General features: G+C 71.6%; 17 protein-coding genes and 1 pseudogene. 11 read left to right on the plus strand and 7 right to left on the minus strand.

What is annotated here, in order from left to right; translation table 11 throughout:
• From IEY55_RS21720 to IEY55_RS21730, 3 genes are all read left to right on the plus strand, one after another.
• Positions 1 to 901: replication initiator (locus IEY55_RS21720; RefSeq protein WP_373290043.1), on the plus strand; the 901-nt coding region annotated here is incomplete at its 5' end.
• Positions 898 to 1122 (plus strand): helix-turn-helix domain-containing protein, encoded by a 225-nt coding sequence (locus tag IEY55_RS21725; protein WP_189060373.1) that lies wholly within the window; start codon positions 898 to 900, stop codon positions 1120 to 1122. The genes IEY55_RS21720 and IEY55_RS21725, both read left to right, overlap by 4 nt.
• A complete protein-coding gene (locus tag IEY55_RS21730; RefSeq protein ID WP_189060374.1) occupies positions 1122 to 2252 on the plus strand; it encodes a tyrosine-type recombinase/integrase in 1131 nt (376 codons plus the stop codon). Before IEY55_RS21725 ends, IEY55_RS21730 begins: the two co-directional genes overlap by 1 nt.
• Before the next feature lie 482 nt (positions 2253 to 2734).
• On the opposite strand, the gene IEY55_RS21735 is transcribed toward IEY55_RS21730, so the two are convergent.
• The 3 genes and pseudogenes from IEY55_RS21735 to yczE all read right to left on the minus strand — a co-directional run bounded on the left by IEY55_RS21735 (position 2735) and on the right by yczE (position 4578).
• The gene (locus IEY55_RS21735; RefSeq protein WP_189060375.1) at positions 2735 to 3067 is read right to left on the minus strand and encodes a nucleotide pyrophosphohydrolase; all 333 of its coding nucleotides are present in this window, start codon (positions 3065 to 3067) and stop codon (positions 2735 to 2737) included.
• 56 nt (positions 3068 to 3123) lie between these two features.
• Positions 3124 to 3921 carry a hypothetical protein gene (locus IEY55_RS21740; protein ID WP_189060376.1) on the minus strand — a complete coding sequence of 266 codons (798 nt, stop codon included), beginning with the start codon at positions 3919 to 3921 and terminating at the stop codon, positions 3124 to 3126.
• A gap of 1 nt (position 3922) precedes the next feature.
• Positions 3923 to 4578 (minus strand): annotated as a pseudogene (gene yczE / locus IEY55_RS21745) (membrane protein YczE).
• A 53-nt stretch (positions 4579 to 4631) separates the two neighbouring features.
• Here yczE and yczR point away from each other — a divergent pair.
• Complete coding sequence (gene yczR, locus IEY55_RS21750) at positions 4632 to 6083, plus strand: MocR-like transcription factor YczR (protein WP_189060377.1); 1452 nt, start codon at positions 4632 to 4634, stop codon at positions 6081 to 6083.
• Positions 6084 to 6765: 682 nt separating this feature from the next.
• Here the strand turns inward: yczR and IEY55_RS21755 are convergent.
• Positions 6766 to 7674 (minus strand): hypothetical protein, encoded by a 909-nt coding sequence (locus IEY55_RS21755; protein ID WP_189060378.1) that lies wholly within the window; start codon positions 7672 to 7674, stop codon positions 6766 to 6768.
• A 255-nt stretch (positions 7675 to 7929) separates the two neighbouring features.
• On the opposite strand from IEY55_RS21755, the gene IEY55_RS21760 reads away from it, so the two are divergent.
• From IEY55_RS21760 to IEY55_RS21775, 4 genes are all read left to right on the plus strand, one after another.
• Complete coding sequence (locus IEY55_RS21760; RefSeq protein WP_229686622.1) at positions 7930 to 9138, plus strand: S8 family peptidase; 1209 nt, start codon at positions 7930 to 7932, stop codon at positions 9136 to 9138.
• Between the two features lie 158 nt (positions 9139 to 9296).
• Positions 9297 to 9884 carry an RNA polymerase sigma factor gene (locus IEY55_RS21765; RefSeq protein ID WP_189060379.1) on the plus strand — a complete coding sequence of 196 codons (588 nt, stop codon included), beginning with the start codon at positions 9297 to 9299 and terminating at the stop codon, positions 9882 to 9884.
• Positions 9881 to 10324: a hypothetical protein gene (locus IEY55_RS21770; protein WP_189060380.1), complete on the plus strand. Its 444-nt coding sequence runs from the start codon at positions 9881 to 9883 to the stop codon at positions 10322 to 10324. Before IEY55_RS21765 ends, IEY55_RS21770 begins: the two co-directional genes overlap by 4 nt.
• Before the next feature lie 65 nt (positions 10325 to 10389).
• Positions 10390 to 12960 carry a CHAT domain-containing protein gene (locus IEY55_RS21775; RefSeq protein WP_189060381.1) on the plus strand — a complete coding sequence of 857 codons (2571 nt, stop codon included), beginning with the start codon at positions 10390 to 10392 and terminating at the stop codon, positions 12958 to 12960.
• Here the strand turns inward: IEY55_RS21775 and IEY55_RS21780 are convergent.
• A complete protein-coding gene (locus IEY55_RS21780) occupies positions 12932 to 14107 on the minus strand; it encodes a pyridoxal phosphate-dependent aminotransferase (protein WP_189060382.1) in 1176 nt (391 codons plus the stop codon). The genes IEY55_RS21775 and IEY55_RS21780 overlap by 29 nt on opposite strands.
• Before the next feature lie 110 nt (positions 14108 to 14217).
• Between IEY55_RS21780 and IEY55_RS21785 the strand changes: the two genes are divergently transcribed.
• Positions 14218 to 15426, plus strand: coding sequence for a DUF445 domain-containing protein (locus IEY55_RS21785; protein ID WP_189060452.1), 1209 nt, complete (start codon positions 14218 to 14220; stop codon positions 15424 to 15426).
• Positions 15427 to 15557: 131 nt separating this feature from the next.
• On the opposite strand, the gene IEY55_RS21790 is transcribed toward IEY55_RS21785, so the two are convergent.
• Positions 15558 to 16079 (minus strand): CGNR zinc finger domain-containing protein, encoded by a 522-nt coding sequence (locus IEY55_RS21790; protein WP_308424775.1) that lies wholly within the window; start codon positions 16077 to 16079, stop codon positions 15558 to 15560.
• A 171-nt stretch (positions 16080 to 16250) separates the two neighbouring features.
• Complete coding sequence (locus IEY55_RS21795) at positions 16251 to 16769, minus strand: hypothetical protein (protein WP_189060384.1); 519 nt, start codon at positions 16767 to 16769, stop codon at positions 16251 to 16253.
• Between the two features lie 127 nt (positions 16770 to 16896).
• On the opposite strand from IEY55_RS21795, the gene IEY55_RS21800 reads away from it, so the two are divergent.
• A complete protein-coding gene (locus tag IEY55_RS21800) occupies positions 16897 to 17436 on the plus strand; it encodes a PadR family transcriptional regulator (protein WP_189060385.1) in 540 nt (179 codons plus the stop codon).
• The gene (locus IEY55_RS21805) at positions 17433 to 18158 is read left to right on the plus strand and encodes an ABC transporter ATP-binding protein (RefSeq protein WP_189060386.1); all 726 of its coding nucleotides are present in this window, start codon (positions 17433 to 17435) and stop codon (positions 18156 to 18158) included. Before IEY55_RS21800 ends, IEY55_RS21805 begins: the two co-directional genes overlap by 4 nt.
• Positions 18159 to 18333: the final 175 nt, after the last annotated feature.

Consider the following 18333-nt stretch of genomic DNA (forward strand, 5'->3'; position numbering starts at 1 on the left):
TGTGGGGGCGGTGTTGTGGCAGGCGCATGCGGGGGAGTTGTGGCGCCGGTTCACCATCGCCCTGTGGCGGGCGGTCGCGGCTGGGGCGGGGCTGCGGGAAGCGCAGTTGGGCGAGGTCGCGCGGGTGTCCTACGCCAAGGTCGCCGAGTACCAGCGGCGCGGCCTGGTGCACTTCCACGCGGTCGTCAGGGTGGACGGCCCGGCCGGACCCGGCGACCCGGCACCCGCGTGGGCCACCCCTGAGCTGCTGGAGTCCGCGGTGCGGGCGGCTGCCGCCTCGGTGGTGGTGGAGTCGCCGGCCTCGGCGGCGGTGGGTACTTACCTGCTGCGCTGGGGTGACCAGGTTGATGTGCAGCCCATCACCGCCGACCAGGACACGGCGGCCGGCGCGGGGACGCTGACCGATCGGCGGGTGGCCGGCTATGTGGCCAAGTACGCCACCAAGGGCACCGGGGCCACCACCGGGGCGGATGCCCGCATCCGCTCCGAAGCGCATATCGAGGACTTACCGATCGCCGAGCATCACCGGCAGATGATGCGCACCGCCTGGCGGCTCGGCGGTCTGCCGGAGTTCGCGGGGCTGAACCTGCGCCGCTGGGCCCACATGCTCGGCTTCCGCGGCCACTTCCTGACCAAGTCCCGCACCTGGTCGACCACCTTCACCGCGCTGCGGGCGGCCCGAGCCGCCTACCGGCTCGCCGAGCACAAGGTGCGCCTGGGCGTACCGGACGACGAACCAATCACGGTGATCAACCACTGGGACCTGGTCGGCGTCGGCTACCGCAACCCCGCCGAACGCGAACTCGCCGAAGCCATCGGCGCGCGGGTGCTGGATCGGCGCCGCAGCAGTCCACAAGGGAGTGATCGTGATCGGCTACCTCGTGTGGATGGTGCGCGATGACGGCTGTACTCACAGGTGAGCACTACTCCGTTGAGGAAGCGGCGGCCTACCTGAACACCTCGGTGCGGTTTGTTCGCCGGTTGATCTCCGAGCGGCGCATCACGTTCTACAAGCTCGGCCGGCACGTTCGGCTCAAGCGTGAAGACCTTGAGGCGTTCGTCCAAGCGGGCAAGGTCGAGGCTGTCACCGTCCGATGGCAGGCGGGTCGGGTGGTGGGTTGATGGCGAAGAAGCGTCGTCGATTCGGCAGCATTCGGGCGCTTCCCTCGGGCCGGTTTCAGGCGTCGTTTGTCGGCCCGGACGGCCGGCGACAGAACGCGCCGCACACGTTCAAGACTAGGACGGACGCTGACCGCTGGCTCGTCCAGGTGGAAGCGGACATCTCCCGTGGTGTCTGGCTCAATGAGAATCTCGGCCTGCAACTGTTCGGCGAGTACGCGCGGGCCTATCTTCGCGATAACCTCAAGGTTGGCCGGAGGTGGGAAGAGACCTGTCTGCGAAACCTCCGGCTGCACCTGGCTCCGCTGCTGGACAAGCCCCTGGTCACGATCACTCCGGCCGTGGTGCGCCAGTGGCACGGGGAGGCACTGCGCGGCACCGGCGGACGCCGTTCGATCGCGCAGTCCTACTCCTTCCTGCGAGCGGTCATGAATCAGGCGGTGCGCGATGGCGTGATCACTCGCAATCCTTGCCAGATTCCCGGGGCTACTGCTGACCGGGCGAAGGAACGGCAGGTGGCCACGCCTACCCAGGTTGCAGAACTGGTAGCAGCGATCACCCCGCGCTACCGGGCGGCGGTGTTGCTCGCTGCATGGTGTGGCCTACGGCGGGGAGAGGTGTGCGCGCTGCATCTCGATGACATCGATCTTCAGGGGCGGACGGTCACGGTGCGAAAAAATCGAGTTGAACTGCTGGAACAGCCCGTGGCTTTCGACGGTGATCCGAAGTCGGAGGCGGGCCGCCGTACGGTGAATGTCCCGCCGCACGTTCTTCCGGTTCTCGCCGAACACATGCGCGAGTGGGCCGGTCAGCAGCGGGTTTTCGTTGGCCGCGACGGTCGTCCCATGCGTGGGGATGCGATCCGCCAGGCGTTCACCCGTGCCCGGGCCAAGGTAGGAATGGACTGCTTCACCTTCCACGATCTCCGGCACACCGGGCAGACCTTGGCAGCGGCGACCGGGGCAACCCTGGCTGACTTGATGTTGCGTCTCGGACACAGCTCGCCAGCAGCCGCCAACCGGTACCTGCACGCGGTGGCCGGCCGCGACCGCGAAGTGGCAGCGGCACTGTCCAAGCTGGCCGCGCACGGTGACGCGGCGAAACTGCCTCGCACGATCGTGGTCAAGAGCTAGTTGCACATAGCGCGCACGGGGTTGCCGCACACCGTGTGTGATCTGCGGAAACGCGCGGGCCTGAAAAGCGGAAGGTCGGCGGTTCGACCCCGCCCCTGGCCACCTCCGGGATTGGGTGAGGTGTGCTCGCGCTGTCGGCGAGCCTTGATCTGTCCGTTGTGTTTTGTGGGGACGAGCCCCCACACCCCACCCGGGCAAGCCCCCCGGGCCCCCTGGCCTTGGCTGTCTTTGCTTGCGTTGGTGCCCTTCGGGCTTCTGGGTAGCGGTTGAGATCGTCTCGAGGCGTTGCGCGCCGCACGCCTTCGGCGCTGGCGGGTCGCTGGTCGTCTGGTTCTCTCAGCCTGGAGAGGCGTGGCAGCGGCTGTCGGAGGGTGTGGCCGGACGTCACCTCCGGCGGGTGGCTGGTCCTTTCGGGTTTCTTCCTGGCCTGCTTTTCGTGCCGGCGGGCACACGCGTTCGGCCGGGCGGTACCGCGTGTCTGGTCAAGAGCGGTCTTCTTGCTGTGGTGGGAAGCGGTGCTCGTTGCGGTCGATCTTGGCGTTCGCGGCGGTCTCGAGGTCGATGCCGCAGGCGTGACAGAGCTGGAGCAGGTAGAGCAGCACGTCGGCGGCCTCGTCGGCCAGCCGCTCGCGGAGTGGGCCCGCGGCGAGTTCGTCGCGGATCTCCGCGTCGGACAACCACTGCAGCTCGGTGACGAGTTCTCCGGCCTCACCGGCCAGCGCCATCGCCAGGTTCTTCGGGGTGTGGAAGCGCTCCCACTGCCGCGCGGCCGCGAACCCCACCAGCCGGTTGGTCAACTCCTCGAACCCGCTCATGTGCCGAACCCTATGCCGGTGCCGGGAGCGCGGCTCACCGGGCGAGGTCCGGCTGGTCAGTCGAAGCGGATGATCGCGAGGCTCTGGTCGTCGTGGGGTTTGGGGCGGGGCCAACGTTGGCCGGTTGGGTCGGATTCCTCGGCCGCGCGGACCCGGTCCAGCACCGCCCGAGCGCCGTGTTCCGTTGCGACGGCGAGGAGGTCGGGCCAGCCGGAGAAGGCGCCGTAACGGTCGATGCCGCAGGACACGCCGTCGCTGGCCAGGACGAGAGCGTGTACTTCGGCGCGTGGCCAGCCGGCGCGCAGGGCGCGGAAGGCCGCGGCTGGTTCTGCTTCGGCTACCCAGAAGCCGCCGTCGCGGTTTCGCCACCGCGACATGTCTCTCGCCGAGGCGAGCAGTCGTTCCCGGTGTGCGGCACCGAAGCCCTCGCCGGCGCGCAGGCTCGTTCCGTAGGGTGCCGTTCGTGGCACCCTGGCGAGGCGGTCGTCGTCCAACACGTGCACGCCGCTTGCCGTGAATGCCACCACGGGGCTGTCGGCGAGTACCAGGGCATCTACCTGTTCCTGGTTCCACCGCGCGATTGCCACGGTGCTGGACGGAGAGTTGCCGGGGCGGAGATCGAACTCGCGGGCCACAGCCTCGATCGCGTCGGCCAGGGCCTGCGCGAGATCGGCATTCGCGGTGAGCCGTTCGCGGAGTTGCGCGACGAGCTGGTCCGCGTACCAGCCTCCGTCGTAAGGCGTCGGAATGAGGGTTGTCGCTCCGTCGACCAACACGACCGCGTCGGGTAGCACCAGCACGCGGTCCTCGGTGCGAGCTGCCCCGGGGCGCTCGGCGGTCTCGATACGCGGCACGTCACCCGAGCGTACGGGTCGGCTCGGCCGTACCGGTGACGACGAGCCGGGGCAGGAATGCCTGTACCAGCGGGCCGATGGACACCGCGTACAGCACGGTGCCGACGCCGACGGTGCCCCCCGAGCAGTCATCCGGTGGCCAGCACGGTCAGCTCGATGGTCGTCCGCACCAGCCGCACCGAGAGCCCCGTGCGAGCACAGAGCCCGGTCATCAGCCCGTCCCGTGGTCCGGTGCCGAGGCGGGCGCCGATGTAGGTCGCGCCGGCCAGCCCGTTCAGCACGATGCCGCCCAGCAGGAGGGCGATTCGCGCCGCCCAGCCGTCCGGTGGCGGAACAACGGCCAGGCCCACGTCGACCGGAGCCGGAGACCACCACGACGTTGGCCACGGTGCCGATGGCGGGCCGTTGCCGGAGCGGTAACCAGAGCAGCAGCACCACGGCCCCGGTCAGAGCCACGACGGTCCCGAACCTCAGATCGAGCAGGGTGGCCAGGCCCTCGTGCAGCACGTCCCACGGGTCGAGGCCGAGCTGGGCGCGGACCAACATCGCCATGCTCGCGCCGTAGAGGGCGAGCCCGGCGGAGAGCTGGGTGAAGCGGCGCGTGGGCCGGTCGGTGAGGGGGATGTTGGAAAGATCGACAGGGGGCGATACCGGCATGATTCGCGGTAAGTGGCTTCCTTTTGAAGAGCCAATAAGACACTATTGGACACATGGATCCGCTGATTCCGCCCGGTGGCCGGGTCCCCGGTGCCACCTTGGCCAAGTTGCTGGGCCCGTGGCGGCACGGTGACCGCAGCGGCTCGGTCGATCTCGCCGGTGCCGTGCGCATGCTCGTGCTCGACGGGCGGCTGACCACCGGTACCCGGCTGCCTGCCGAACGGGAGCTGGCCGATGCGCTCGGTGCGAGCCGCACCCTGGTCACCGCGGCCATGGACCGGCTGCGGGAGGAGGGCCTGGTGGCCAGCCGGCGGGGCGCCGGTTCCTGGGTGACGTTGCCGGGCGGCGCCGCGCGGCCCGGCGGGTGGTGGCCGACCCCGGTCCCCGACCTGCTCGACCTCAGCTGCGTCGCGCCTCCCGCGCCGCCCGAGCTGGCCGCCGCGGTGGACCGCGCCAGACTTCGCGTGCCCGAGCACCTGGTCACTCCCGGGTACCAGCCGCTGGGGCTGACCCAACTCCGGGAACGGATTGCCGGTCGCTACACCGAGCGGGGCCTGCCCACCCGGCCCGACCAGGTGCTCGTCACCAACGGCGCCCAGCACGCGCTCGCGATGGTGTTGCGGTTGCTCGTGGGCCCCGGCGACCGGGTGCTGATGGAGCATCCGACGTATCCCAACGCGATCGAGGCCGTGCTGGCGGCACACGCCACTCCGGTACCGGTGCCGATGGCCGAGGATGGCTGGGATGCCGACGGACTGGCGGCCGCCCTGCGGCAGGCCGCGCCCCGGATGGCCTTCCTGATCCCGGACTTCCACAATCCGACCGGGCTACGGATGGACGTGGCGGCCCGGGAGCGGCTGGCCGCCGCGCTCCGCCGCACCCGGACCCCCGCCTTCGTCGACGAGACCCTGGTGGAGCTGGACCTGGGCGAGGACCCGGTGGGAGCGCCGCCACCGTTCGCCGCGTTCGCCGAGGATCTGGTCGTCACGGCCGGCTCGACCAGCAAGTCGTTCTGGGGTGGCCTCCGGATCGGGTGGGTCCGTGCCTCGACCGAGGTGGTGCACCGCCTCGTGGCCGCACGTCCCGCGATGGACCTGGGGTCGCCGGTTCTCGAGCAGCTCGTGGTCGCCGAGCTGCTGGCCGACCCGGAGCCGTTGCTGGGCGGGCGCCGCGCCGACTTCCGGCGCCAGCGCGACGTGCTCGCCGAGGCGCTCCGGGAGCACTGTCCCGGCTGGGAGTTCCGGGTGCCGCAGGGCGGGCTGGTGTTGTGGGCCAGGCTCGAGGAGCCGGTGAGCACCCGGCTGGCGGTTGCCGCGGAGGGTGTCGGTGTGCGAATCGCGCCCGGCTCCCGCTTCGCCGTCACCGGTTCGCTGGAGCGGCACCTGCGGTTGCCCTACTCGCTACCGGCGAACCGCTTGGTCGAGGCCGCCCAGCGACTTGGCATGGCGCGTGCGGCAATCGCGCCCCGCACAACGGCAGCCGATCTTCCGCTGCCCGTCACCTGAGGGGCTCCGGAGGAGAGGTTCCGGGAAACATCCATCCGGCTGGAAGGTCGAACACCCGCCGCAACAAATTTTCTCTGCCAGCGTCTGGATTTGGCACGGACAGGAGCCGCCCATGCGCGTCGGATCGTTGGCAATTGCCCGACAGGAGAGGGAAAACCGGCCTGGGCACCGGGGCATCGGCGCGATCCTGTTTGGCCGCAACGAAGAGCCTGGCCGTCCTGCCGAGATCGCCGAGCCGTCGGTCCGCACGAGGCGTTGGGCGCAACTCCCACGGCCGTCCTGCCTGGCGTCGAAGCCGCCTCCAACACCGTCGGGCACGGCCCCTCGTCGTGCCCGACGGCGAGTCCGCCGGCACCGGGAGTCGCCACGGTGCGGGGCCGGGCGCCCCGGCGCCGCGGGGGCAGCGCGGCGCCGGGGCCCATGTCCCGTCTCGGCCGGGCGCGGTCGGTCGGGACGGGCGTATCGAGCCCGGGTGGGGCGGACCCCACCCGCTCGGGCCAGCCGCGGGGCCGGCCCGCCTCTTCGTGAGCTCCGGTACTCCCCGGCACCGGCACTCACCGGGATCGCGTTGGTCTGGTTGTCAAATGGCTCGGGACGACCCGGCCGGTCGCCCTGACGGAATGCCGGTCGTCGGGCACCCACCGATGCCCGACATCCACCCGCCGCCCGGATCGGTGCGGCGTCAGTCCGGTGCGGTGGCGGGCCGCCGCTCCAGCACGTCCGACACCGCACTGCGGGCGATGTCCTCGACCCGGGTGACGGACGGCTCGGGCAACGCCGGCAGTGGTGCGAGCACCCCGGCGACGCCGCGCAGCCCGCCACCCTCGTGCAGCCCGCCCGTCATGACCGACGGCGCCGCGGGCGCGGGGCGCGGCGCGGGGTCCGGGGCCGGAAGCGGTGGCGTCCGGTCCACGGGCGCGGGCGGCGGGGTACCCATGGGTTGCTGCGGCGGTGCCGGCGACGCCCACCCGTCGAGGTGCGGGTGGGCGGGGCCGGCGGCGGGTGCGCGCCGGACCGGCGGGCTGGCGGTGGTCCGCTCCGCCTCCGACGCGCGCGAGGTGGCATCCGGCCCGGTGTCGGGGCCGGTGGACTGCACCGGTGGCCTGGTGGGCGCGGTGGCGGGCCGATCTGTCGCGGGGAAGTGGGCGGTGGAACGGAACGAGGGGTCGTCCGCACCGGCGATGGGCGCCTCGCCGGCGGGCACCAGCCGCCCGTTTCCGGTGGCACCGAAGGGTTCGACGGACAGCGGAACCAGCGGCAGCGCCAGTGGCGTTGACCGCTCGTCGTCGGAGTACCCGGATACGGCCGGATGGCGCGGCAGTCCCTCGGCCAGACCGCCCACCACACCGAGCACCGGTTGGCCGAGACCACCGAGAACACCGGCCGGCGCCGGCGCCTCCGCCGGCCGCCCGCCCTGCTCCGCAACGGCCGGCGGGCTCGGTGTTCCGTCGCCCGCCGGTGTCCCGGCGGCGGATGCGGTGGCGGAGCTGGCCAGCCAGGCGGCCACGGCGATCCCGCCGGCGACGGCCAGTCGCAGCCCGGCGGCGCGCAGCTTCTCTCCCCAGCCACGCGCAGCGCCGGTGCCGGTCACCGCCACCACCACCCCCGACAAACGGGTCTCGTAACGAGTGCTCGAACTCTACCGATGCTTCATGGTTGGTCCTGGCCTGCGGATTTGCGAGAGTTGCCGGCCATTAACACCCGGAAAGGCGGTGCACTGCAACCGTCCGTGGTCGATCCACGCGGGGAGATCACGGTCTGTTCCCTCACCGAGCCGAGTGATGCCCACGATCGGCCATCGGCGTGTCCGCAGTGGAGGAACGCCCAACTCGGCAGGGTGTCCAGAGTGGACGCAGTGCAAATGGGCGCGAGCGGCGGGCCCGAGCTCGCCGCCACGGGACACGGTCTCGTCGAGTTGGTCCGCTCGGCGGGGCGGGACGACGTGCTGGTGCACGACGCCGGTGGGCCGACCGAAACCTTGGTCCGTCCGGGTGAAATCCTGGTTCCGGAGGACCGGTTGGGCGCGGCCATGGAACGGTTGGACCGTTGGGTGGACCGGGTACAGACCTCCACCGAGCTCCGGTTCGCCCGCCTGGTGCTGCGGCCCGCGGAACGGGCGCAGTGCGTGCGGATCGTCTCCGAGGAGGCGGACGAGATTCCGTTGGCCGCGAACCACGTCCACCTGGGCGGCCCGGCCATGGTCGGCTCGCCCATCGTGTTCGGTACCCCGATCGTGTTCGGTACCGGGGCGGAACCCACACCTGCCCCGGCACTTCCCCCGCCCACGGATGTGGTGTGGGAGCCCAGGATCACGGTGGCGGTGCTGGACACCGGGCTCGACCCGCACCCGTGGTTCGCCGCGCGGCCGTGGTTCTCCGACCAGGGCCTGTCGCCGGAGCAACTGGACGCCGACGGTGATGCGTGCCAGGACTGGCAGGCCGGGCACGGGACGTTCGTCGCCGGTGTGGTGTTGCAGGGTGCGCCCGGCGCCGTGATCCGGCACCACCGCGTGCTGACCTCCACCGGTGTCAGCGATGACGTGACGGTCGCGGCCGGGCTGAGCCGGGTCCGGCGGGCCGCCGCGCAGGCCGGCGAGCACGTCGACGTGGTCCTGTTGTCCTCCGGCTGCTTCACCCCGGACAACACCTGTCCATCCTTGCTGCGACGGGAGATCCTGGCCTACGAGGACTCGGTGGTCGTGGTGGCGGCCGGTAACCTGGGAACCTCGCGGCCGTTCTGGCCCGCGGCCCTGCCGGAGGTGGTGGCCGTGGCGGCCACCGGGCCCGACGGCGCGCTCGCGTCGTTCTCCAACCGCGGCGAGTGGGTGGACGCGGCCGCGCCCGGTGTCGATGTGGCGAGCTGCTTCGTGCAACTCCAGTCGGCGCAGGAGTTCGCGCCGGGCACCGAGCCACGCCGGTTCGGCTACGCGCGGTGGAGCGGCACCTCCTTTGCCGCTCCCTGGGTCGCGGCGGAGGCGGCGGTCGCGCGCTGGGCCGGCCTGTCCGCGAAGAGCGCGCGCACGCACGCCGAGGCCGAGTTTCCCGTGCCACCGTGAATCGTGGGTGGGTCCGCACCGTCGGGGCCCGGTGGTGGTCACCCACCGCCCGGCCCACACCTTCGGGTGGGAGCGGCCACCCGCGCGGGCGGTTCGGGGAGCCGGCGCGCGCCGCGGCGTCTCCCACGCTCGTGACTGATCACGCGAAACCTGTTGGGGTGCAGCGCGACGCGGAGGTGCGGGCACTCGTGGCCGCCGCGGTCGCGGACGAGCCAGGCGCCTGGCGGTGCCTGGTGTTGCGGTTCACGGACCTGGTCTGGACGGTGGCACGCGGACACTGCGCGGACCCGGCCGACGCCGACGACGTGTGCCAGGTGGTCTGGCTGAAGCTGGCACAACACCTGCCGTCGCTGCGGGATCCCGCGCGGTTGCCGGCGTGGCTGGTGACCGTGACCCGGCGGGAGGCACGCCGTGCCGCGGCCCTGCGGCGGCGCGAGCAGCCGTGGGACTTCGGGGACGCGGTCGGGGCGGAACCGGGCCCGGAGGAGCGGGTGTTACGGGACGAGCGCGAGATCGCGCTGTGGCGGGTGTTCCAGCGGCTTCCCGAACGCTGCCAACAACTGCTGCGACTACTTGCGGTCACCCCCACCGTGAGTTACGCCGATCTGGCGAACGCGGTAGACCGACCGGTGGGAAGTGTGGGTCCCACCCGGACCCGTTGCCTGCGTGTCCTGGCGGACCTGTTGGCGGAGGCGGGTTTGCTGGACACGGCCACGAGTGTCGGCAGGGCGGAGGTCGTCCGGTGATGGACTCGTTCCGGGAGCTGATGGACCTGCTGCGCCGCGTGGACCCGGTGCCCGAGCGGGTGCGCGGGTTCGCTGTCGAGGCACGCGACATGGCGTCCCGGTGGGATGGATCCACCGGGCTGAGCCTGGTGTCCGACACCGCGCTCGCGCCGCCGCCCGGGGTGCGCTCCGGCTCCGCCACCCGGCACCTGGAGTTCGCCGGAGCCGGTCTGGGGCTGGTGGTTCAGCTCGTGGCCGACGGTGTGGAGCGGCTGACGCTGGTCGGCCTGGTGGTGCCACCGTCGATCGAGGTCGAGGTGCGGTACCCCACCGGTTCGTCGCGGGTGCTGGCGGACGGGCAGGGCGGGTTCCGGATGACCGGTGTTCCGGCCGGACCGTTGAGCTTCGCGCTACACCCCGAGGGTGCGCAGGCGGTCGCGACGGAGTGGCTGGTGGGGTAGTGCCCACCCAAGATCTGCCTGCAGGGCCGGACGTCGGCACCGAAGAGCTGTTTGCAGGCTCGAGCGTGAGCACGGTGGACCGGCTGCGCGCCGACGCCGTCCGTGCACCCGACGCGGTCCTCGATCGATTGGCCGCCATCCGGGGCACCCGCGACGTCGCGTCATATGTCGCGGCGTGCCACACGGCGAGCATCGCGCACGCAGAGCGGGGCGATGCTCACTCGGCGCTTGTCCAGGCCCGGTCCGGCTTGGCGATGGCTCGGCGTGCTGGGCTCACCGAGTACCTCCCAGAATTCCAGTTCGTCCTTGCCTGGCTGGATCTCGAGCGGGGCGCCAGCGTCGCCTGCCTGGCCCGGCTGGCCGCCGTACGGGAGGCGTTGGGCGGTGCGGAACCTGCCCGTGCGCGCTGCCTGCGGGGCCTGAGTCTGAGCACGCGTGGGCGGCACGCTGATGCCGTCGTCGAGTTCTCCGCCGCAATAGGCCAATTGGCCGACGATCCCTGGTGGCGCGCGAACGCCCTGACTGGACGCGGGGTTGCCCTCGGCTACCGGGGCCGGTGCGACGACGCACTGGCTGACCTCGCCGCTGCCCGGGCCCTGTGGCAGGAGTTGGGGCAGCCCCGGCGGGCCGCGGCCTGCCTGCACAACAGCGGTTACGCTGCCCTCCTCGCGGGTGACGTGCCCCGCGCGCTGGCGTTGTTCGACGCCGCGGCCGAAGCCGGGGTGGATTCGACGCTGTGGCCGGAGAGCCTGGTCGACCGTGCCGAGGCGTTGCAGCTTGCCGGACTCGTGCGCCCGGCGATGGACGCGTTGCAGCGCGCCTGGAACACCTTGCTCTCTTGCGGGCGGGAAGCGAAGGCGGCCGAAGCCCGGTTGAGTCTCGCCCGGTGCGCGTTACGCGCGGGTGAGCCGGAGATCGGCTTCGAAGCAGCCACGCAGGCATGGCGGCTCTTTCGCGACCAGCGACGGCCCGCCTGGGCCGCTCTGGCGCGTGCCGTGCGTGCGCAGGCGGCGCTTGGCACGGGATGTCCGCGGGCGCTCACAGGCGTTGTGCGCACGGCACGTGAATGCGCGAGCCACGGCTGGTACCTGGCCAGCGCCGAGCTACGCGTGGCGGGTGCCGTTGCCGCGATCCGGGCAGGTCGGGCACCAATGGCCAGGCGGCTGCTGGCCGAGACCACGACGCGGACGGCAACCGTCCTGGAGCGGCTCGTCGCGTGGCGTGCCAAGGCGACACTGGCGCGGCTGGCGGGCGAGCGGGCGCGCGTTCTCCGGGCGGCACGGAACGGCCTGCGGCTCCTCATCGAGGAACTGCCGATGCTCGGTGCGTACGAGACGCCGGCGCTCCTGACCGAGATCGCGCGGGAACTGACGAGTCTCGCACTGGACCAGCTGCTCCACGGCGAGCGGATCGACACCACGTCTGTCCTGAGGTGGGCAGAGTGGCAGCGGGTCGGCTCGAGCGTCCCGGCCCGGTCCTGGCCGGACGATCCGGAGCTGGCCACCGCGCTTGCCGCTCTTCGCGCTGCGGTGGTGGAGACGAAGACTGGCACGGGCCGCGGATCGACGCGGGCGGTGCAGCGCTGCGAGCAGCGGGTGCGGCGTCGTGTGCTGGCGACACCCGCCCTTCGGGCACGTTGGGAGCCGTTGTCCACCCGGGCACTCCGGGAACGGCTGGGTCGGGCGGTTCTGCTCCTCTTCTTCACCCATCGCGACGTTCTTTACCGAGTGTCCTTCATGGATGGTAAGGCTCAGGTGCGGTCGATGGGTACTAGGGCGAGCGTTTCGAAGCAGGTCCACGCGCTCTGGTTCTTCCTGGCTCATCCTGCCTTTGGGCGTCAAGGATCTTTGTGTGACGCTGTTGCTTCTGCTGGCGAGAAGCTGGCGCGTGACCTGGAAGCCCTGCTCCTGGCCGGCCTCGGTGAACGACTGGGTGACCGCCCCTTCGTGATCGTTCCCAGCGCGCCGCTACAGGATCTGTCCTGGTCCGCATTGCCAACCTGCCGATCCCGTGCCATCAGCGTCGCACCAACGGTCACAAGCTGGCTTTGTGCCGCGGATCCTCCTACGAGGTGTCCCCAGACCGAACGCTCGATCTGGGTATGCGGCCCCAGACTGCCGGGAGCAAACAAAGAGACACGTGACCTCTACCAACGATACGGCGGGATTCTCTGTACACCACCCGAATCCACAGTGGACTCCGTGCTCCGGCTTGCCGAGGGCGCGGACGTCCTTCACCTTGCGGCACACGGTCGGTTCCGCGCGGACCAGCCGCTCTTCTCCAGCATCGACCTGGTCGATGGTCCGCTTCACGCCTACGACCTACGCCGGCTGCGGAATCCGCCACGTCTCGTCGTGCTCTCGGCGTGTGAGGCCGGTGCCACCGGCATCGGCCACGGCGAGGACCTGCTGGGCCTGGCATCGGCCCTGCTGGCGGCCGGGACCCGGACGCTCATCGCCAGCGTGCTGCCGGTGCCCGACGATCGGGCGCCGCGCCTGATGAGCAGGCTGCATCAGGAGTTGCGGTCCGGCCGGTCACCGGCGGCCGCGCTGGCCGCGGCCCAGGCGGTCCACGGACACCTGGGCTTCCAGTGCTTCGGGGACGGCGTCAGCGCCGCAGCTTCTTCAGACGGCTGATCGCCTCCGCCAGCACCTCGTCGCGCTTGCAGAAGGCGAACCGCACCAGGTGCCGCCAGCGTTCGGGCTGGTCGGTGAAGACCTGGATCGGCACCGCGGCGACCCCGGCCAGCTCCGGGAGCTGCCGGCAGAACTCCTCGCCGTCGGTGAAGCCGAGCGGCCGGATGTCGGCGCACACGAAGTAGGTGCCGTCGCTGCGGCGTACCCCGAAACCCACCTCGGCGAGGCCCTCGGCGAGCCGGTGTTGCTTCGCGGCCAGCGAGTCCCGCAGCTCGGCGACCCAGGGGAGCTCCCGCCGCAGCCCGTACGCCACGGCGTGCTGCAACGGGCCCGGGCCGACGAACGTGAGGAACTGCTTGGCGGCCCGCACCGCCGCCACCAGCTCGGCCGGGCCGGTGGCCCAGCCGACCTTCCAGCCGGTGAGGCTGAACATCTTGCCCGCGCTGGAGATGGACAACGTCCGCTCGGCCATGCCGGGCAGCGTGGCCAGCGGGATGTGCTCCGCCGGCGCGAAGGCGAGGTGCTCGTACACCTCGTCGGTGATGACGAGCAGGTCGTGCTCACGGGCGACCTCGGCGAGCTCGGTCAGCTCCTGCCGCGTGAACACGGTGCCGCACGGGTTGTGCGGCGAGTTGACCACGATGGCGCGGGTTCGGGGCCCCATCGCGGCCCGAAGGGCCACGAGGTCGAGGCCGAACCGGCCGGTCTCCGGGTCCTCGGCCAGCGGCACGCTCCGTCGGCTCGCCCCGGCCATGGCCACGGCGGCCGCGTAGGAGTCGTAGTAGGGCTCGATGAGCACAACCTCGTCCCCGGGCTCGACGAGGCCGAGCAGCGCGGCGGCGATGGCCTCGGTCGCCCCGACGGTGATCAGCACCTGCGTGTCCGGATCGAGGTCGATGCCGTAGTGGGCGCGCTGGTGCTCGGCCACGGCCTGCCGCAGCGCCGGCACGCCCGGCCCGGGCGCGTACTGGTTCATCCCGCCCAGCACCGCGGCGTTGGCCTCGTCCAGCATGCGAGGCGGGCCGTCGGTGTCCGGAAAGCCCTGGCCCAGGTTGACCGAGCCGGTGCGGTGGGCCAGTGCCGTCATCTCCGCGAAGATCGTCGCGGTGAACGGCCGGAGCCTGCTCGTCAGCGGCGGGGTACGCACAGAGAGCGATCCTGCCACGCTCCGGCGGCCCATGGCCGGATCGGGTGAGAATCGACGCCGTGCACCAGCTCACGGCGGCGGAGGTAGACAAGCGGCGCGGCCTGCGCCGGATGAAGCTGGTCGCCACCGGCTTCCTGCTCGGCGCGACGGTCATCTACGCGCTGGCCAGGTGGCAGGAGGCGGCCGGCGCCCCGGCCTGGGTCGGCTACCTGCGGGCGGCCGCCGAGGCGGGCATGGTCGGCGCGCTGGCCGACTGGTTCGCGGTCACGGCGTTGTTCCGCCGGCCGCTGGGCCTGCCCATCCCGCACACCGCCATCATCCCGACCCGCAAGGACGCCCTGGGGCGCAACCTGGGCGACTTCGTGGGCGCCAACTTCCTGGCCGAACCCGTGGTGCGGGACAAGCTGCGGCGGGCCGCGGTGGCGCGGCGGCTGGGGACCTGGCTGGCCGAGCCGGCACACGCCGAGCGGGTCACCTCCGAGCTGGCCACGGCGGTACGCGGCGCGGTGACCGTGCTGCGGGACGAGGACGTGCAGGCCGTGCTGGAGCAGTCCGTGGTGCGCCGGCTCGTCGAGCAGCCGTGGGGACCGCCGCTGGGCCGGCTGCTGGGTCACGTCTTCGCCGACGGCACCCACCACCGGCTCGTGGACCTGATCTGCGACGAGGCGTACGAGTGGGTGCGCAACAACCACATGGCGGTACTGCGGGTGGTTGCCAACCGGGCGCCCTCCTGGTCGCCCCGGTTCGTCGACGAGCTGGTGGCCGACAAGGTCTACGGCGAGGTGCTCTCGTTCGCGTGGTCGGTCAAGACCGACCCGCACCACCCGATGCGACTGGCGGTGGACAAGTTCCTGGTGGAGTTCGCCGACGACCTGCAGCACGACCCGGACACGATCGAGCGCGCCGAGCAGGTGAAGCAGCAGGTCCTGGAGCACCCCGAGGTGCGCAACGCGATCGGCTCGTTCTGGTCCACCGCGAAGCGGATGCTGCTGGACGCGGCCGAGGACCCGGGCAGCGAGCTGCGCCGCCGCGTGCGCGACGGGCTGGTCACGCTGGGCCGGCGGATCGACTCCGACCCGGAGTTGCGCGGCAAGGTGGACGGCTGGCTGGAGGGTGCCGCCACCCACGTCGTGACCAACTACCGCGCCGAGGTCACCGCACTGATCACCGACACCGTGGAGCGCTGGGACGCCAAGGACACCGCGCGCAAGATCGAGCTGCAGGTCGGGCGGGACCTGCAGTTCATTCGCATCAACGGCACCGTGGTGGGCGCGCTCGCCGGGCTGGTGATCCACACCGTGTCCCAGCTCCTGCTGTGAGCGCGACCCAGCCGCGGTGGCCGGGCGCGACCCCGGCACCGCGGGTGGGCGTGGCGTTCAACGAGCCGGGTCGGGTTGCTCGGCTCCGGGCTTCGCTGCGCGCCTTACCGGCGCGATGCTCGCTTCGCCCGTCACCTCGCAGCGGCACTCCGGGCGCGTTCCCGCCAGTTGCGTGCCTTCTCCCGGTTGCCGCAAACGCGCATCGAACACCATGTTCGAGAGCGGTTGCGCGACCGGTCGTAGAACGCGCACTGGCAGTCCTCGGCCGGGCAGATCTTGATTCGTGCCCAGTGCCCGGTGAGCACCAGCCGGTAGGCGGCGGCGAGCACCGTGCCGAGCGCGTCGGCCGCGGCGAGCATCGGAACCCCGTCGAGCAGGTCCATGCGAACCGACCACCGCATGACCTCCAGCGGCGGATGCCCGGAGACGGCCGCGCGTAGCGCATCGCGCACCGGCTGGACCCGGGAGGCACTCGGCGGTGGGCCGATATTTCGCTGGGCCGCCCAGAGGCGCCAGGAGTCCTCGGCGCTGAGCGTGTCGGTGCGGTGCTCCTCGTCGCGCGTGTTCAGGAAGGCGAGCACCAGGTCGATGTCCTGTTCGACGTCCCAGTCGGCTAGGGGCTCGACATGGACGCCGGTTACCAGGCCAGTCACAGCACCACTGTAGGGGTGAGGGGGTCGCCGCGCCCGTGGTAACCGACACATGGTCGAGGCAAGTTTCGCCTGTTCGGGCGTGCCGAAGGCGCTGAGTGCCGGCGGGAGGAAGTCGATACGCCGCTCGGTGTACGCCGATCCCGGGCTGACCAGCCCGGGATCGGGCGCGTATCAGCCGCGCCAGGCGTTGATCAGCTCCCGCAGGTGGGCAGCTTGCTGGGACAGCACATCAACCACCGAGTCGCCGGCGTCGCGCAGACCTTGCACCGGCAACTTCACCATGCTCGTCCCTCGGTCGCGGGCCCTCTCGATCAGTTGATCGATCTTGGGCCACTCCTCCTCCACGTCCCGGACCACGCGACCCGGACACAACGCCAACCCCGCGCGTTGCGCGTCGGCGACCGTCTGCCTCCCCGCGTTGGCTTCCGGAGGAAGGACCCCAACCTGCGCTGCGGTCGACCCGGTGGGACAGGAATGGCTGGCGGCCGGTGCGAACCCGCTCGTGTCGACAGTCCGCTCCACTATCGGTGCCATTCCGTGCGCATGGTGGACCAGTCCGAGCCGTGCGCCGAGGTCCGCCCACACGCCCGCGGCACTGATCGCACCAATCGCGATTCCGGCGAGCGTGGAGGCCGCCACCAGGCTGAGGATCCGTCGCGCAGCCCCTCCCGAAGAGTTCGCAATCGCCATGCCCGGGTCCCCTCTACATTCGGTGTATAGCCTGTTGACCTGCGGTTCCCGCTAGCTTGTCCGGTCCGGACGACCTAGACATCGGGTGTATAGAACCAATGTATACACGTGGTGTACAGTCCTCCGCATGGCCATCGTCGGACACACGCTGCTGGCGCTCCTGGAGGGCGGCCCGCGGCATGGGTACGACCTCAAGCGGGCGTACGACGAGCGGTTCGGTCACGACCGGCCGCTGCACTACGGGCAGGTCTACTCGACCCTGTCGCGGCTGCTGAAGAACGGTTTGGTCGAGGTCGACGGCCTGGAGGCGGGCGGTGGCCCGGAGCGCAAGCGGTACGCCATCACCGACGCCGGCATCACCGACGTCGCCGCCTGGCTGGACACCCCGGAGAAGCCCGAGCCGTACCTACAGAACACGCTCTACACGAAGGTCGTGCTGGCGCTGATGACCGGCCGCAGCGCGGCCGACGTGCTCGACGCCCAGCGTTCCGAGCACCTGCGCATGATGCGGGAGCTCACCCGGCGCAAGGCCGGTGGCGACCTGGCCGACCAGCTCATCTGCGACCACGCGTTGTTCCACCTGGAGGCCGACCTGCGGTGGCTGGAGCTGACCGCGGCCCGGCTCGACCAGCTCGCCGCCGAGATCGACCCGGGGAAACCGTCGTGACCGCCACTCTCACCGACCACGCCACCGATTCCCGCAGAGAGGAGACCCCCGCGCTCCTGGAGGCCGTCGACCTGCACAAGGCGTTCGGCCCCACGCCCGCCCTCAACGGCGCGAGCATCCGCGTGCGTGCCGGCGAGGTGCTCGCGGTGATGGGCCCGTCCGGCTCCGGCAAGTCGACCCTGCTGCACTGCTTGGCGGGCATCCTGGTGCCCGACTCCGGGCAGGTGCGCTACAACGACCGTGACATCAGCTCCTTGTCCGAGGCGGGGCGTAGCGCGTTGCGCCGCTCCGACTTCGGCTTCGTGTTCCAGTTCGGGCAGCTCGTGCCCGAACTGACCTGCCTGGAGAACGTGGCCCTGCCGTTGCGGCTCACCGGCGTGCGCCGCCGGGCGGCCGAGCACAGCGCCCGGGAGTGGCTGGAGCGCCTGGAGGTGGCCGACGTGGCCGGCATGCGGCCCGGGGAGACCTCGGGCGGCCAGGGGCAGCGGGTCGCGGTGGCCCGCGCCCTCGTGGCCGGCCCCAGGGTGGTCTTCGCCGACGAACCGACCGGTGCACTGGACTCGCTCAACGGCGAACGGGTGATGGAGCTGCTGCTGGCGGCGGCCCAGGACACCGGCGCCGCGATCGTGCTCGTCACGCACGAGCCGCGCGTCGCGGCCTATTCGGACCGTGAGGTTGTCGTGCGCGACGGCCGCACCAGGGACTCGGAGCTCGGGGCGTGATCGGGTCCCGTCCAGGTGTGCGAACTCGGGGTACGCACACCGCAGCGCCGCCCGCGGGGGCGGGTGGGCGCGTGTCCGCCGGGGCGGCGGACGTCACGGCGGCGGAGGTCCGGCCTGGGTTCGGGGCCGGCCGGACCTCCGCGCCGTGCGAACGGGAGTGGACCGAGGCTGGGGA

The organism is Longimycelium tulufanense, assembly GCF_014645795.1.
Classification (GTDB): domain Bacteria; phylum Actinomycetota; class Actinomycetes; order Mycobacteriales; family Pseudonocardiaceae; genus Longimycelium; species Longimycelium tulufanense.